General features: G+C 68.8%; 18 protein-coding genes. 13 read left to right on the forward strand and 5 right to left on the reverse strand.

What is annotated here, in order from left to right; translation table 11 throughout:
* Positions 1-16 precede the first annotated feature (16 nt).
* The 10 genes from clpS (at position 17) to rdgB (ending at position 6,914) form a co-directional block, all read left to right on the forward strand.
* A complete protein-coding gene (clpS, locus tag NI2_RS30775; protein WP_067498269.1) occupies positions 17-367 on the forward strand; it encodes an ATP-dependent Clp protease adapter ClpS in 351 nt (116 codons plus the stop codon).
* Positions 368-386: 19 nt separating this feature from the next.
* Entirely contained in the window at positions 387-956 is a 570-nt protein-coding gene (gene aosR / locus NI2_RS30780; protein ID WP_067498272.1) for an oxidative stress transcriptional regulator AosR, read from the forward strand.
* Positions 956-2,002: a P1 family peptidase gene (locus NI2_RS30785; protein WP_067498275.1), complete on the forward strand. Its 1,047-nt coding sequence runs from the start codon at positions 956-958 to the stop codon at positions 2,000-2,002. Before aosR ends, NI2_RS30785 begins: the two co-directional genes overlap by 1 nt.
* Before the next feature lie 90 nt (positions 2,003-2,092).
* On the forward strand, positions 2,093-2,512 hold the full coding sequence (locus tag NI2_RS30790; protein WP_067498278.1) for a M67 family metallopeptidase: 420 nt from the start codon (positions 2,093-2,095) through the stop codon (positions 2,510-2,512).
* A gap of 36 nt (positions 2,513-2,548) precedes the next feature.
* Positions 2,549-2,824 carry a MoaD/ThiS family protein gene (locus NI2_RS30795; protein WP_067498283.1) on the forward strand — a complete coding sequence of 92 codons (276 nt, stop codon included), beginning with the start codon at positions 2,549-2,551 and terminating at the stop codon, positions 2,822-2,824.
* 4 nt (positions 2,825-2,828) lie between these two features.
* Positions 2,829-3,791 (forward strand): PLP-dependent cysteine synthase family protein, encoded by a 963-nt coding sequence (locus tag NI2_RS30800; protein ID WP_067498286.1) that lies wholly within the window; start codon positions 2,829-2,831, stop codon positions 3,789-3,791.
* A gap of 142 nt (positions 3,792-3,933) precedes the next feature.
* The gene (locus NI2_RS30805) at positions 3,934-4,638 is read left to right on the forward strand and encodes a rhomboid family intramembrane serine protease (RefSeq protein ID WP_084477013.1); all 705 of its coding nucleotides are present in this window, start codon (positions 3,934-3,936) and stop codon (positions 4,636-4,638) included.
* A gap of 69 nt (positions 4,639-4,707) precedes the next feature.
* Positions 4,708-5,472, forward strand: a complete 765-nt coding sequence (locus tag NI2_RS30810; RefSeq protein WP_067498289.1) for a cyclic nucleotide-degrading phosphodiesterase — start codon at positions 4,708-4,710, stop codon at positions 5,470-5,472.
* Between the two features lie 69 nt (positions 5,473-5,541).
* Positions 5,542-6,306, forward strand: coding sequence for a ribonuclease PH (gene rph, locus NI2_RS30815; RefSeq protein WP_067498292.1), 765 nt, complete (start codon positions 5,542-5,544; stop codon positions 6,304-6,306).
* Positions 6,307-6,308: 2 nt separating this feature from the next.
* Positions 6,309-6,914 carry an RdgB/HAM1 family non-canonical purine NTP pyrophosphatase gene (gene rdgB, locus NI2_RS30820; RefSeq protein ID WP_067498295.1) on the forward strand — a complete coding sequence of 202 codons (606 nt, stop codon included), beginning with the start codon at positions 6,309-6,311 and terminating at the stop codon, positions 6,912-6,914.
* Between the two features lie 83 nt (positions 6,915-6,997).
* Here rdgB and NI2_RS30825 read toward each other — a convergent pair whose 3' ends face one another.
* From NI2_RS30825 to NI2_RS30835, 3 genes are all read right to left on the reverse strand, one after another.
* Entirely contained in the window at positions 6,998-7,372 is a 375-nt protein-coding gene (locus tag NI2_RS30825; protein ID WP_084477015.1) for a DUF3817 domain-containing protein, read from the reverse strand.
* Positions 7,369-7,797, reverse strand: coding sequence for a transcriptional regulator (locus NI2_RS30830; RefSeq protein WP_084477017.1), 429 nt, complete (start codon positions 7,795-7,797; stop codon positions 7,369-7,371). Before NI2_RS30830 ends, NI2_RS30825 begins: the two co-directional genes overlap by 4 nt.
* 73 nt (positions 7,798-7,870) lie before the next feature.
* Positions 7,871-8,827 carry a GlxA family transcriptional regulator gene (locus NI2_RS30835; RefSeq protein WP_067498398.1) on the reverse strand — a complete coding sequence of 319 codons (957 nt, stop codon included), beginning with the start codon at positions 8,825-8,827 and terminating at the stop codon, positions 7,871-7,873.
* Positions 8,828-8,933: 106 nt separating this feature from the next.
* Here NI2_RS30835 and NI2_RS30840 point away from each other — a divergent pair, with 106 nt between their 5' ends.
* Entirely contained in the window at positions 8,934-9,872 is a 939-nt protein-coding gene (locus NI2_RS30840) for an NADP-dependent oxidoreductase (protein ID WP_067498299.1), read from the forward strand.
* Here NI2_RS30840 and NI2_RS30845 read toward each other — a convergent pair.
* Positions 9,860-10,735: an oxidoreductase gene (locus NI2_RS30845; RefSeq protein ID WP_067498302.1), complete on the reverse strand. Its 876-nt coding sequence runs from the start codon at positions 10,733-10,735 to the stop codon at positions 9,860-9,862. The two genes, NI2_RS30840 and NI2_RS30845, sit on opposite strands and share 13 nt — an antisense overlap.
* A gap of 39 nt (positions 10,736-10,774) precedes the next feature.
* Positions 10,775-11,695 carry a sigma-70 family RNA polymerase sigma factor gene (locus NI2_RS30850; RefSeq protein ID WP_067498305.1) on the reverse strand — a complete coding sequence of 307 codons (921 nt, stop codon included), beginning with the start codon at positions 11,693-11,695 and terminating at the stop codon, positions 10,775-10,777.
* A 112-nt stretch (positions 11,696-11,807) separates the two neighbouring features.
* On the opposite strand from NI2_RS30850, the gene NI2_RS30855 reads away from it, so the two are divergent.
* Both NI2_RS30855 and NI2_RS30860 read left to right on the forward strand, forming a co-directional pair.
* The gene (locus NI2_RS30855) at positions 11,808-12,440 is read left to right on the forward strand and encodes a TetR/AcrR family transcriptional regulator (RefSeq protein ID WP_067498309.1); all 633 of its coding nucleotides are present in this window, start codon (positions 11,808-11,810) and stop codon (positions 12,438-12,440) included.
* A 68-nt stretch (positions 12,441-12,508) separates the two neighbouring features.
* Positions 12,509-14,548 (forward strand): MDR family MFS transporter, encoded by a 2,040-nt coding sequence (locus tag NI2_RS30860; RefSeq protein ID WP_243750146.1) that lies wholly within the window; start codon positions 12,509-12,511, stop codon positions 14,546-14,548.
* Positions 14,549-14,601 lie beyond the last annotated feature (53 nt).

Genomic DNA, 14,601 nt, shown 5'->3' on the forward strand with positions numbered 1-14,601 from the left:
TCGTACCCTGGGGTTTATGGCCCTGTGCAATTCCGTTCGAGCCGGCGCCGTCACCGACGCCGTGAACGCCGCACTGTCGGCGCCACAGGCGACGCCGGAGGCTACCGAATACACCGAGATCCTGGAGGCCGAGGACCGGCCGTGGGTGACCGTCGTGTGGGACGACCCGGTGAATCTCATGCACTACGTCACCTACATATTCCAGAAGCTCTTCGGCTACAGCAAAGCCAAGGCGACCGAGTTGATGCTGCAGGTACACAACGAGGGCAAGGCCGTGGTGTCGTCGGGTTCGCGCGACAAGATGGAACAGGACGTACGCCGCCTGCACGCGGCGGGCCTGTGGGCAACGATGCAGCGCGACGACTGAGCCTGAGTAACCTGGCCCTGTGCGCAAGTGGAGCAGAAAGAACTCACTCGGTGGTCTCAAGCTTCGATCCGAAATGGACGAGCACGAGGCCACGGTGTTGCGCTCCCTGGTCGCGGCGGTCTCCGGCCTGCTCGCCGACCGCGCCGCCGAGTCGCCCGAGGACGAACTCGCGGCGCTGACCGGGCTGCGCACCGGCAACACCACCCCGCCCGACGACCCGCAACTGCTGCGCCTGCTGCCCGATTTCCACCGCGCCGAACCCGGTTCGCCCGACGCCGAACGGGCCGACCTCAACAGCGCGCTGCGCAGTCTGCACGAACCCGAGATCATCGACGCGAAACTGGCCGCCGGCCGGGTGGTGATGGACAGCTGCCCCGAGGACGGCGGCAAGATCGTGCTCACCCCCGAGCAGGCCGACGCCTGGCTCACCGCCCTCACCGATGTGCGCCTGGCACTGGGCACCCTGCTCGACATCGACGACGACACGCCCGACCACTTCGACCCCGATGATCCGCGCGCCCCGCATCTGGACGTCTACCACTGGCTGACCTGGATGCAGGATTCGCTGCTGCAGGCATTGGCGCCCTGATGCGCGGCGTTCCCGGTCCACGCAACGCGATCACCGACGTCACCGGTGTGCTCGTCGGTCATCATCATGTGCTCGACGACGAGGTGAGCCTGGGGTCGGGTGCCGCGACGGGGTGCACGGTGGTGCGGTTGCCCGGTGGTGCGGTCGCCTCCGTCGACGTGCGCGGCGGCGGGCCTGGCACCCGCGAAACCGACCTGCTGGACCCGGCCAATACCGTGCGCCGCGTCAACGCGGTGCTGCTCACCGGTGGCAGCGCCTACGGTCTGGCCGCCGCCGACGGAGTGATGCGCTGGGCCGAGGAGCACGGCGAGGGCATCCCGATGAGCCCGACCGACCCGAGCCGGGTGGTGCCGATCGTGCCGGGCGCGGTGATCTTCGACCTGCCGGTCGGCGCGTGGGACATCCGGCCCGACGCGGACTTCGGTTTCCGCGCCGCCGAGGCCGCCTCGACGGACTTCGCCCGAGGGACTGTCGGTGCCGGGGTGGGCGCGCAGGCGGGTGCGCTCAAAGGCGGAATCGGTTCGGCCAGTGTGGTTCTCGACAACGGGGTCACCGTCGGCGCGATCGTCGTGGCCAATCCGGTCGGTTCGGTGGTCGACCCGCGCACCGGTCTGCCGTGGGGTGCGGGCACCGACGGGCCCGACTTCTTCGGCCTGCGGCACGGCACGCCCGCCGAGCTCGCCGCCCTGGCCGCGCTGCCCGGTAAGAGCACTGTGCTCAACACCACGATCGGCGTCGTCGCCACCGACGCGGTGCTCGACCCGGTCGGTTGCCGCAGGCTGGCGGCCACCGCCCACGACGGCCTGGCCCGCGCCATCCGGCCCGTGCACTCGCCGCTCGACGGTGACACCCTGTTCGCGGTGTCGACCGGTGCCGTGCAGGTACCTTCGGGTCCGCTACCTGCGGCTTTCCCCTCGGATCTGCTGCTGCTCGACGAGTTGTGCACCGCCGCGGCGGTCGTCGTGGAACGGGCGGTCGTCGATGCCGTCCTCGCCGCCACTTCCGTCGCGGGCATCCCCGCCTACCGCGACTTGTTCCCGCGCTGAACCCGGCGCGCAGGCGGGACCGGAATTCGGTCGGGCGGAATACCCGAATAGGGTGTGGGCGTTGTGCCGGATTGTGGAAAGGGTCGACAAGTGCTGGTGATCAGAGCCGATCTCGTTGACGCGATGGTTGCCCACGCGCGCGCCGACCACCCCGACGAGGCCTGCGGTGTGATCGCGGGCCCCGAAGGCAGTGATCGCCCCGAACGCTTCGTCGCGATGATCAACGCCGAACGCTCCCCGACGTTCTACCGGTTCGATTCCGGGGAACAACTGCGGGTATGGCGGGAGATGGACGACGCGGACGAGGTGCCCGTCGTCGTGTACCACTCGCACACCTCCACCGAGGCCTACCCGAGCCGCACCGATATCTCCTACGCCGGCGAACCGGACGCGCACTACGTACTGATCTCCACCCGCGATCCGCACGAGCACGAACTGCGCAGCTACCGCATCGTCGACGGCGAGGTCACCGAGGAACCGGTGCGCATCGTCGAGTCCTACGACGCCTGACAACCCGAGAACAAGTCACCACCCCGAGGAGTCCCCATGCCGGTAACCGTGTCCATCCCGACCATCATGCGTGGTCTCACCGGAGGTGAGAAGCGAGTCCAGGGCGAGGGAGACACCCTGTCCGCGCTCATCGACAACCTCGAGGCCAACCATCCCGGGCTGGCCGAGCGGCTGCTCAAGGACGGCAAGCTGAACCGCTACGTCAACATCTACGTCGACGACGAGGACGTGCGTTTCGCCGGCGGGCTCGACGCGGAAGTCCCCGCCGGAGCGTCGGTCACCATCCTGCCCGCGGTCGCCGGCGGCGCGTGACCTCGTGGCCCGCTACGAATCGCTGATCGCGACCCTCGGCAACACGCCGCTCGTCGGACTGCGCACCCTCTCACCGCAGTGGGACGGTGACGACCACGTCCGGCTGTGGGCCAAGCTCGAGGACCGCAACCCCACCGGGTCGATCAAGGATCGCCCCGCGTTGCGGATGATCGAACAGGCCGAGGCCGACGGGCGGCTCACGCCCGGCTGCACCATTCTGGAACCCACCAGTGGCAACACCGGGATCTCGCTGGCCATGGCGGCCAAGCTCAAGGGGTACCGGATCGTCTGCGTGATGCCGGAGAACACCTCGGTGGAGCGACGTCAGCTGCTCACCATGTTCGGTGCCGAGATCATCGATTCCCCGGCCGCCGGTGGGTCGAATCAGGCTGTGGCGCTTGCCAAGCAGATCGCCGAGGAGAACCCCGATTGGGTGATGCTGTACCAGTACGGCAATCCGGCCAACGCGCTCGCGCACTACGAGACCACCGGGCCCGAACTGCTGGCCGACCTGCCCGAGATCACGCATTTCGTGGCGGGGCTCGGCACCACCGGCACTCTGATGGGCACTGGTCGGTACCTGCGTGAGCAGGTGCCCGATATCGAGATCGTCGCCGCCGAGCCGCGCTACGGCGAGCTGGTCTACGGCCTGCGCAACATCGACGAAGGCTTCATTCCGGAGCTCTACGACGAGAAGGTGCTCACCACCCGGTTCTCCGTCGGCCCCTACGACGCCGTGCGGCGGACCAGGGAACTCGTCGGCGAGGAAGGGATCTTCGCGGGCATTTCGACCGGCGCGATCCTGCACGCGGCGCTCGGGATCGCGAAGAAGGCGCAGAAGGCCGGGCGGCGGGCGGATATCGCGTTCGTGGTTGCCGACGGTGGCTGGAAGTACCTGTCGACGGGGGCTTACGACGGGACGCTCGACGAGGCCGAGGAGAAGCTCGAAGGGCAGCTCTGGGCGTAGCCCTATGAGGTGTGGAGCCGGGTGCGTTTGTGAACGTGCCCGGCTCTTTCCGTCCGTTCGATGGGATCTACCGGAGCAACGCGAAGGGCGTGCGGCGGTACCCTCGTGGGGTGGGCGACGTCGGCCCGGCCGTTTGGAGGCGATGACAGTGAGCGGTGGGGTTGGGGCCTCGTTCGATCCGGAGCGTGTTCGGGGACTGCGCAGTGGCGGTTCAACTGGGCGTCGGGGTGGGTCGGTGGTGTCGGCGGCGGTGGGGATCGTCGGGTTCGTGGTGGCGCTGTTCGTCATCGAGGGCGTCGATATGGTGCTCTCCTACGATCGGCCGCCTGGGGCCGCGAACGAGCTCGACGGTGCGGGGATCGAACCACGTGCGGTGAGTGGGCTCGACGGGATTCTGTGGGCGCCGCTGCTGCACGGTGGGTGGGACCATTTGCTGGCCAACAGCCTGCCGTTGCTCGTGCTCGGGTTCATCGTGTTGCTCTCGGGGATCGGGCGCGGTGTCGCCGCCACGGCGATCATCTGGGTGATCGCGGGGGTGGGGACCTGGCTGACGGGGCAGACCGGAAGCGTGCACATCGGTGCGTCCTCGATCGTTTTCGGGTGGCTCACCTATCTGATCTGCCGGGGATGGTTCGCGCGCAATGTCGGGCAGATCGTGGTGGGGCTGGTGATCTTCCTGATCTACGGGTCGATGCTGTGGGGCGTGCTGCCCACGGACCCCCGAATTTCTTGGCAGGGGCATCTTTTCGGGGCGGTGGGTGGAGTGCTGGCGGGCTGGGTACTCTCTGGTGATGAACGTCGACGCCGCCGTGAAGCATCGGTCGGCCGCGCACTACCAACGCGGTAACCGGGGATCCGGTCTGGAGAATGGGGGGATCCTGCAGTGAGTACCAGCCCGTCGTGGCAGCATGAGGGCATGCGCCTTACCGTCCTCGGGTGCTCGGGCAGTGTGTCCGGCCCGGACTCCCCAGCGTCGGGGTACCTGTTGACCGGCCCGGATATGCGTCCGACCGTCATCGACTTCGGGCCGGGCGTGTTCGGCGCACTGCAGAAGCACCTGAACCCCGGCGATGTCGACATCTTCCTCACGCATCTGCACGCGGATCACTGCCTCGACCTGCCCGCCCTGCTCGTGTGGCGTCGATACCACCCCAATCCGCCGACCGGCAAGGCCCTGGTCCGTGGCCCGTCCGACGCTGCCTTACGCATCGGCAACGCCTCGGCCGAGATCGGTGGCGAAACCGACGACTGGTCCGACGTGATCGACTCCCAGGCGTGGACCGAGAACGTTCCCGTTCCGTTCGGCCCCGGTCACACGGTCGAAGCCCGCCGCATGTACCACCCGCCGGAGTCCTACGGCCTGCGCATCACCGCCGCGAGCGGCCGCGTATTCGTCTACACCGGTGACACCGCCATGTGCGACGCCGTCGTCGAACTCGCCCAGGGTGCCGACGTGCTGATGGCCGAGGCGTCCTGGACCCACGATCCCGCGAATCGTCCTCCGGGCATTCACCTTTCGGGCACCGAGGCGGGCGAGATCGCCACCCGCTCGGGCGCCAAGGAACTGCTGCTCACCCATATCCCGCCGTGGACCTCGCGCGAAGACGTCATCGCCGAGGCCAAAGCGGCCTTCGCGGGCCCGGTCCACGCGGTCGCGCCGGGGGAGACCTTCGACCTGTAGCGCCACGGCCCCGGCACCTCGACGAGGGGCCGCGAACACGGACGCACGCCGACGGGCATAATCCCTACCGTGTCGAGACGAGCCGATGGTAGGGCGGATGACGAACTCCGCGAGGTCAAGATCACCCGAGGATTCACCTCGCACCCGGCCGGGTCGGTGCTGGTGGAATTCGGGCAGACCAGGGTGATGTGCACCGCCAGCGTCACCGAGGGGGTGCCGCCGTGGCGGCGCGACTCGGGCCTGGGCTGGCTAACCGCCGAATACGCGATGCTCCCCGCCGCCACCCACACCCGCAGCGGGCGTGAGTCGGTAAAGGGCAAGGTCGGCGGCCGCACCCAGGAGATCAGCAGGCTGATCGGCCGCTCGCTGCGCGCGTGCATCGACCTGGCCGCGCTCGGCGAGAACACCATCGCGCTGGACTGCGACGTGCTGCAGGCCGACGGCGGCACCCGGACCGCCGCCATCACCGGCGCCTACGTCGCGCTGAGCGACGCCGTCACCTACCTGGCCGCCGCGGGCAAACTGGCCGACCCGCAGCCGATCTCGTGCATGATCGCCGCGGTGAGCGTCGGCGTCGTCGACGGCCGGGTGCGCCTGGACCTGCCGTACGAGGAGGATTCGCGTGCCGAGGTCGACATGAACGTGGTCGCCACCGACACCGGAACCCTCGTCGAGATCCAGGGCACCGGCGAAGGCGCCACCTTCCCCCGCTCCACCCTGGACAAGCTGCTCGATTCGGCGCTGGTCGGCTGCGAGGAGCTGTTCGCGATCCAGAAGGCCGCCCTCGCCCTGCCCTACCCGGGTGAGCTGCCCGAACCGGCGGGGAAGAAGTAGCCGTGGGCACGCGCGTGCTGGTCGCCAGCCGAAATGCCAAGAAGCTGAAGGAATTGCGCCGCATCCTCGACGACGCGGGCGTCGCCGGGATCGAACTGGTGAGCCTCGACGACGTGCCGCCCTACGAGGAGGCCCCCGAAATCGGCGCCACCTTCGAGGAGAACGCGATCGCCAAGGCGCGTGACGGTGCTGTCGCGACCGGATTGCCCTGTGTGGCAGATGATTCCGGCATCGAGGTGGATGCCCTCAACGGGATGCCCGGTGTGCTGTCGGCCCGTTGGGCAGGCCGCCACGGCGACGACGAGGCCAACAACGCCCTGCTGCTCGGTCAGCTCGGCGACGTCCCCGACGGACGGCGCACCGCCCGCTTCGTCTCGACCTGCGCCCTCGTCCTGCCCGACGGCACCACCACGGTGGTCCGCGGCGAATGGCCCGGCACCATCGCCCGCGAACCACAGGGTGAGGGCGGCTTCGGCTACGACCCGCTCTTCCACCCCGACGGCGGCCCCCGCAGCGCCGCCGACCTCACCCCGGCGGAAAAAGACGCCGCCTCCCACCGAGGCCGCGCCCTCACCCAGCTCCTCCCCGCCTTGGCGGCCCTGGCCTGAGTTCCGAGATCACCACGCTCTGATGGTGGAAGCCACTCGGCCGATGCCGCCACCAGGGCGTGGTGATCGTGGGTCCAGGAACCTCAGAGGTTGTACTGGGCTTTGACGTCTTTGGCGTTGCGGTGCTCGACGAAGAAGGAGAGCAGGGGGATGGTGCCCGCGATGAGGGTGCCGACGGTGCGGGCGATGGGCCAGCGGACCTTGACCGCGAGGTCGGCGGTGACCAGCAGGTAGGCGAAGTACACCCAGCCGTGCACGAGCGCGATCCAGCGCGGGGTGTCCATGCCGAAGCCGTACTGGGCGATCATCTCGGCGGTGAGCAGCAGCAGCCACAGACCGGTGAACCAGGCGAGGGCACGGTAGCGCAGCAGCGCGGAGGCGATCTTGGCGTTGCCCGCCGGTGCGCCGGTAGCCGGTTTGTCCAGCGACGGTGCGGTGGTGGTGTTGTTGTCGGTCACCCGGCGTTCCTCTCAGGGGCGTGCAGACCGGCGGCGCGGGTCTGCGCATCGATATCGCTGGCGTGCAATCGCGCCAGGTACTGGTTGTAGGCGGCGGTCTCCGGGTCGTCCGCGGCGGCGGCCTTGGGCCGTTCCGGCAGGATTCCGGCCGGAATCTCGCGCGGCGCCTCGGCCTTGCTCGCGCGCGGCGCGGCGGGCTCGCCCGCCTCACGCTCGAGACGCACGAACCTGACGTAGGCGAACACCGCGAACGCCGCGAACAGCGGCCACTGCAGCGCGTACCCGAGGTTCTGCCCGGTTCCGGTCGCGGAATCGAACCGTTCCCACTGCCACCAGGCCAGTGCGAGACAGCCGAGCGCGACCACGACGACCAGCGCGATCAGCGCAGGCCGGTTGTACGCCGGGCGGGAAGGTCGATCAGACACACAACCACGGTACCCGCCTACTACACGTTGCGTAGGGGCAGGTCGCGGCCCACAAACCCGGTCGAGGCAGGCGTCACAGCTGCGCGGCGCGGAAGGTGTGGCGGTAGGTGGTGGGGGAGACGCCGATGGTGGTGGCGAGGTGCTGGCGCAGGGAGGCGGCGGTGCCGAGGCCGGACTCGGCCGCGACGCGGTCGATGGGCAGGTCGGTGGCCTCGAGCAGGTGACGGGCCAGGTCGACGCGCTGGCGGGTGAGCCACTGGCCGGGCGGGAGGCCGGTTTCCTCGCGGAAGCGGCGGCAGAAGGTGCGCACGCTCATCCGGGCGTGGGCGGCGAGTTCGGCCAGTGACAGGGGGCGGTCGAGGTGGGTGAGCGCCCAGGCGCGGGTATCGGCGGTGCTCGCGGTCCCCGATTCGGGCATCGGCCGATCGATGAACTGGGCCTGACCGCCCTCGCGCCACGGTGGCACGATGCACAGCCGCGCCACCCGGTTGGCGACGGCGCTGCCGTGGTCGCTGCGCAGCAGGTGCAGGCACAGGTCGATGCCCGCCGCGCTGCCCGCGGCGGTGAGGATGCGCCCGTCGTCGACGAACAGCACGTCGGCGTCCATGCGCACCCGGGGGAACTCGCGGCGGAACCGTTCGGCCTGGTTCCAGTGGGTGGTCGCGGGTCTGCCGTCGAGCAATCCGAGCGTGGCCAGTACGAAGGCCGAGGTACAGAAGCTCACCACCCGGGTCTGCGGGCGCCGCAACGCGTCGGCCACCTTCTCGGGTAGGCGATAGCTCGCGTGATCGTCGCATTCGTTGAACGGCGGGATGACGACGATGTCGGCGTCGTCGAGCGCACTGCTGTCCCACTCCACCGCGATCGTGAAGTCGGCGTTCGTGCGTACCGGCGCACCGTCGAGGCTGCAGGTGCGGATCTCGTAGAGCGGGCTGCCGTCCGCCGCGACCGCCGTCCCGAAGATGCGGGCCGGGATGCCGAGTTCGAAGGGATACACGCCGTCCAGGGCCAGAACCACCACGCGCTGCATGGCAAGATCCTTGCACATATTGGCTTCCCTGCCACTCGTCGGCTTCCTTGACGCCCGGCATTGTCGTTCCCGTACGGAAACGGCAACGCGCACAGAAGGAATCGACATGCGGGCAATCGGACAGGACACCTTCGGCGGACCCGAGGTGCTACGGGTGATCGACGTCGACCGGCCGGAACCCGGCCCGGCGGAAGTGCTGATCCGGGTACACGCGGCGGGTGTGAACCCGACCGACTCCTGGCATCGCGCCCTTGGCGGGCTGCGGGGCGCGATCACCCCGCTCGGTTGGGATGTGTCCGGTGTCGTCGAGGCGGTGGGCCTCGGCGTCACCTTGTTCGCCCCGGGCGACGAGGTGTTCGGCATGCCACGACACCCGCACCCGGCCGCAACCTACGCCGAGTACGTCACCGCGCCGGCCCGCCATCTCGCCCACAAGCCCACGAACCTGAGCCATCTCGAGGCGGGCGGGCTGCCGCTGGTCGCACTCACCGCGTGGCAGGCGCTGGTCGACACCGCCGATGTGCGGCCGGGACAGCGTGTGCTGGTCCACGCCGCGGCGGGCGGTGTCGGTCAGGCGGCGGTGCAGATCGCGAAAGCGCGCGGTGCCCATGTGGTCGGCACGGCGCGCGGCGACAACCACGAATTCGTCCGCGGCCTGGGCGCCGACGAGGTGATCGACTACACCACAACGGCTTTCGAGGAAGTGGCCCGCGAGATCGACGTGGTGGTCGACACCATCGGCGGCGAATACGGGCCACGCTCGCTGCGCACGCTCCGGCCGGGCGGCATCGTGGTCTCCCTCGCCTCACCCGCCGAGGCCGCGCTCGCCGACATCGCGCGTCCGCTGGGGTTGCGGGCCCAGTTCATGATCGTCGAGGCCGATCGCACCGGCATGCTCGCGATCGCGGATCTGGCCCGCGAGGGCGCCCTGCGTGTGCACGTGGACACCGTGGTGCCGCTGGAGTCGGCGAGCAAGGCGCACGAGATCGCCGACACCCAGCGCACGCGGGGCAAGATCGTGCTCGAGGTCGCTCAGAATTTGTAGGCGACGCCCGTCATCCGCTCCGATTCCTCCCAGAGGCGCCGTGACAGTTCGGGATTGCGCGACAGCGAACTCGACGGGCACGCCTCGACCGGACCCTGCGACTGCATGAGCCGGTTCGGACCCCAGTAGACGGTGGGATCGGCATCGGGTTCGGTCGCGGCGAACAGGGTGGAGTGGGCGGCCTTGGCAGGCGGGTGGCCGATGAGGCGGATGACGGGCTTGCTCACCCGGTCGAGCAGGGTTTCGGTGCGGGCGAACAGGTCGGTCGCCGAGACTCCGGGGTGCACCGCGTAGGACTTCTGCTTCGCACCCGCCTCGCCGAGGCGGCGCTGCAGTTCACGGGCGAACATGAGGTTGGCCAGCTTCGCCTGCGCGTAGGCGAGATTGCGCTGGTAGCGACGGTTCTCGTAGTTCAGGTCGTCGATCCACAGCTTGGGGGTCTGCTTGTGGGCGATGCTGGCCAAGGTCACCACCCGGTCGCGGACGCGGTCGAGCAGCAGGCCGGTGAGGGCGAAGTGCCCCAGATGGTTCACCCCGAACTGGGTTTCGAATCCGTCGGCCGTCCGTGAGAACGGCACGTTCATCAGGCCCGCGTTGTTGACGAGCACATCGAATTCGCTCTGCTGCTCGGCGAATTCACGCACGGAGGCCAGGTCGGCCAGATCGAGAGCGGCCACCCGCACGTCGCCGGGGATGGCGGCGGCGATCGGTTCGGCCTTGGCCTTGTTGCGACAGGCCATGATCACGGTGGCGCCCTTGGCGGCCAGCACCTTCGTGGTCTCGGCGCCGAGGCCGCCGTTGGCGCCGGTGATCACGAAGGTGCGGCCGGTCTGGTCCGCGATGTCAGCTGGTTTCCATGCCATGCCCCGACCTTACTCTTGAGTAAGATCGATCGGAAGTGGTCAGCCGAGCAACCCGGCCAGCGTACGGGCACACGCGGGCCTGCGCAGCTTGGTCATGGCCTTCGCCTCGATCTGCCGGGCCCGCTCCCGGGAGACGCCCAGCTGCGAACCCACTTCCTCCAGTGTGCGGGCCTCACCGCGATCGAGGCCGAAACGCAGCCGGATGACGTCGGATTCACGCTCGGTGAGCCCGGCCAGCGCCGCCTCGACATACCCGCGGAGCATCCGCTCGGCGACCAGCTCGGCAGGTGGGGGCGCGGTGTCGGGCAGTACCGAGCCGAGTTCGGTGTCCTCCCCGAGCGGTGTCTGCAGCGACACCGGTTCCACTTCGTGGCGCAGGGCCGCCGTCACCTGGGCGACGGTGAGTTCGGCCCGCTCCGCGATCTCCTCGGCGGTGACCGCCCGGCCGAGCTCGTGGGTCAGCTCGCGACGCACCCGCACGACTTTGTGCAGGACATCGGCCACATTGGACGGCAGCCGGATGGTCCGCCCCTGGTCGGTGAGCGCGCGACCGATGGACTGGCGGATCCAGTAGGTGGCGTAGGTCGACAACTTGAGCCCGCGGCGGTGGTCGAACTTGTCCACCGCGCGCATCAGCCCGAGGGTGCCCTCCTGGATCAGATCGAGCAGCGACATCCCGGTGTTGGTCGGGAAGCGCCGGGCGATGGACACCACCAGGCGCAGATTCGCCCGAACCATATGGTCTTTCGCGCGCTGACCATCGAGCACTGTGCGCTGCAACTCCTTCCGCCGTGACGCGGAGAGCTCGACTCCCGCCGAAGCGTTCTCGTCGAGCTCTGTGCGGGCCTCGACACCCGCGGCGATTCGTGCGGCCAGTGCGTATTCCTGCTCGGCCGTCAGCAGGGGTGTGCGGCTGATGGCGGTGAGGTAGTCGCGGATGGGATCGGCGGTGACAGTCAAGGAGGCTCCCGTTCGGCGAAGGAATGTCGCTCGCGGCGACGAACACAAACTTAGGTCGAACATAAAAATATGTCAAGAACAATTTTGGGACGAGTTCAGTTACGCTGAGGACATGACTACGCAGCAGGGGTTACGGGCCAGGAAGAAGCAGCAGACCAGGGAGCAGATCTCGCATCGGGCCACGGAGTTGTTCCTCGAACGCGGCTTCGACAAGGTGACGATCGCCGAGATCGCCGCGGCCGCCGACGTGGCGAAGATGACCGTCACCAACTATTTCCCCCGCAAGGAGGACCTGGCCCTCGACCTCGGCTCGGCCTACGTCGAACAGCTCGCCGCGATCGTGCGCGAGCGCGCCTCCGGCCAGTCCGCACTGGCCGCTCTGCGCGGCGCCTACCTCGCCGCCGTGGCCGCCCAGGACCCCGTGATCGGTTTCAGCGGCGCGCCGTTCGCCAAGATGATCACCGACAGTCAAGCCCTCACCGCCCGGTTACGGGAGTTCCACGACGAGCGGGAGGCGGCGCTGGCCCGCGCACTCGCCGAGGAGACCGCCGCCGCGCCCGACGACATCACCCCTCGGGTAGCCGCCGCACAACTGGCAGGCGTGCATCGCGTGTTGTTCGAGGAGATCCTGCGTCGCACCCTCGCGGGCGAGTCGGGCGACGAGATCGCCGCTGCCCTCACCGATTACGCCGAGGTCGCCTTCGACGCGCTCGAACCGGGGCTGGCGAGCTACGCCGTGCGCTGAGATATCTCCTCCGATTGCTGCCGTGTCACTGGGCTCTCGCCGGGCGCGGCAACGCCCATACTGGGGCCATGCCGGATGGTGTTGCTGTAGACGAGCCCGTCGCGCCGATGAGCAAGACCAAGATCAATCTCGTATTCGCCACGGTGGTGCTCGGCATGCTGATGGCCGCGCTCGACCAGACCATCGTGTCGGCCGCGCTGCCCTCGATCGTCGCCGATCTCGGCAGCGCGGGGCACATGGCCTGGGTGGTCACCTCGTACCTGCTCGCCGAGGCCGTCGCGACCGTGCTCGCGGGCAAACTCGGTGACCTGTTCGGCCGCAAACTGCTGTTCCAGATCAGCGGCATCATCTTCATCGCCGGTTCCGCGCTGGCGGGCATGGCAGGCGGCATGCCGATGCTGATCCTCGCGCGCGGTATCCAGGGCGTCGGCGCGGGCGGGTTGATGGTCACGTCGATGGCCTTGATCGCCGACACCATTCCGCTGCGCGAACGCGGCAAATACCAGGGTGCGCTCGGGGCGGTCTTCGGCATCACCACGGTTCTCGGTCCCACACTCGGCGGGCTGTTCACCGACCACGCGAGCTGGCGCTGGTGTTTCTATGTGAACGTCCCGGTGGTCGTCGTGATGCTGGTGATGGCGGCGCGAACGCTGCCCAAACTCGCCGCCCGGACCCGGCCGGTGATCGACTATCTCGGCATCGGCCTGGTCGCCGTCGGTGTGTCGGCGCTGATCCTGGGCCTGGAATTCGGTGGCAACGAGTATCCGTGGGGTTCCTGGCAGATCATCGGGCTGTTCGTGCTCGCCGTCGTGCTGCTCGCCGCGTTCGTGCGGGTGGAGAACCGGGCGAAGGAGCCGATGCTGCCGATGCGGTTGTTCCGCAGCCGGGTGTTCACGGTGTCCTCGGTGCTCAGTTTCATCGTCGGTTTCGCCATGCTCGGCTCGATGACCTACCTGCCCGCCTACCTGCAATACGTCGACGGTGTGTCGGCGACGGTGTCGGGTGTGCGCACCTTGCCGCTGGTCGTCGGCCTGTTCATCACCTCGATCTTCTCCGGCCAGGTGGTCGGCAAGACCGGCCGGTACCGGTATTTCCCGATCGTGGGCATGGCCGTGCTCGCCGTGGGCCTCGGTTTGATGTCGACGATGGACCGGCACACCAGCGTGTGGCTGGAATCGCTGTACATGCTGATTCTCGGCGCGGGTCTCGGGCTTGGCATGCAGGTGCTCACCATCGTCGTGCAGAACACCGTGCCCTACGCCGACCTCGGCACCGCGACCTCCGGTGTCACCTTCTTCCGCACCCTCGGCAGCGCGTTCGGCACCGCGGTGTTCGGCACGCTCTACAGCAACGAGAGCAAAACCGCCCTCGCCGAGGCGATGCGGGCGGCACCCGGCGTCCCGCCCGAGGCGGTGGCGGATCCGAAACTGCTGCGTGAGCTGCCCGTCGAGCAGACCGCGCCGATCGTCGACGCCTACGCCCGCTCGATCGACCATGTCTTCGCCTGGGTGGTTCCCGTGGCGCTGCTCGGTTTCGTCGTCGCCTGGTTCCTGCCGCAGGTGCGGCTGCGCGACAGCGCGCGCCACGGCGCGGGCGATGTGGGGGAGGGGTTCTCGGTGCCGGACTCGCACGACCGGGTGGTGCAGTTGGAACGCTCGGTCGCGGCGACCGTCCGCAAGGCGCGGGCGAAGGGTCCGATCATTCCCGAACTCATCGCCGCCTCGGGCAGCCGGTTGAGTCCGGACACCGCGTGGGCGTTGGGCCAGGTGTACCTGTACGGCAAACAGGACATGCCCGCCACCGTGTACGGCATCGCCTACCGGCACCGGCTCCCGGTCGAGGTGCTCGCCCCGGTCTTCCGGCAGGCGGCCGACGCGGGACTGTTGCACGCCGAGGCGGGCACGCTCGCCCTCACCGACACGGGTCGCACCGAGGTCGACACCTTGCGCGCCGGGTGGCGGCGTTGGCTTGGTGACCGCCTCGACGACTGGAACTGCGAGGACCCCACCGATCGGGCTTTGCTCGACGAGGCACTGTCGAAGATCGCCGCGAAACTCCTGGACGAAGGTGTCGACGGCGATCGGGGGGCCAAGGTCTATTCCGGTTGACCACGCCTTGTCACCGATTACTCGTAGACGTATATTCGTAGACGAGTAAGGAG

This window comes from Nocardia ignorata NBRC 108230 (assembly GCF_001612905.1).
In the GTDB taxonomy this organism is placed as follows: Bacteria; Actinomycetota; Actinomycetes; order Mycobacteriales; family Mycobacteriaceae; genus Nocardia; species Nocardia ignorata.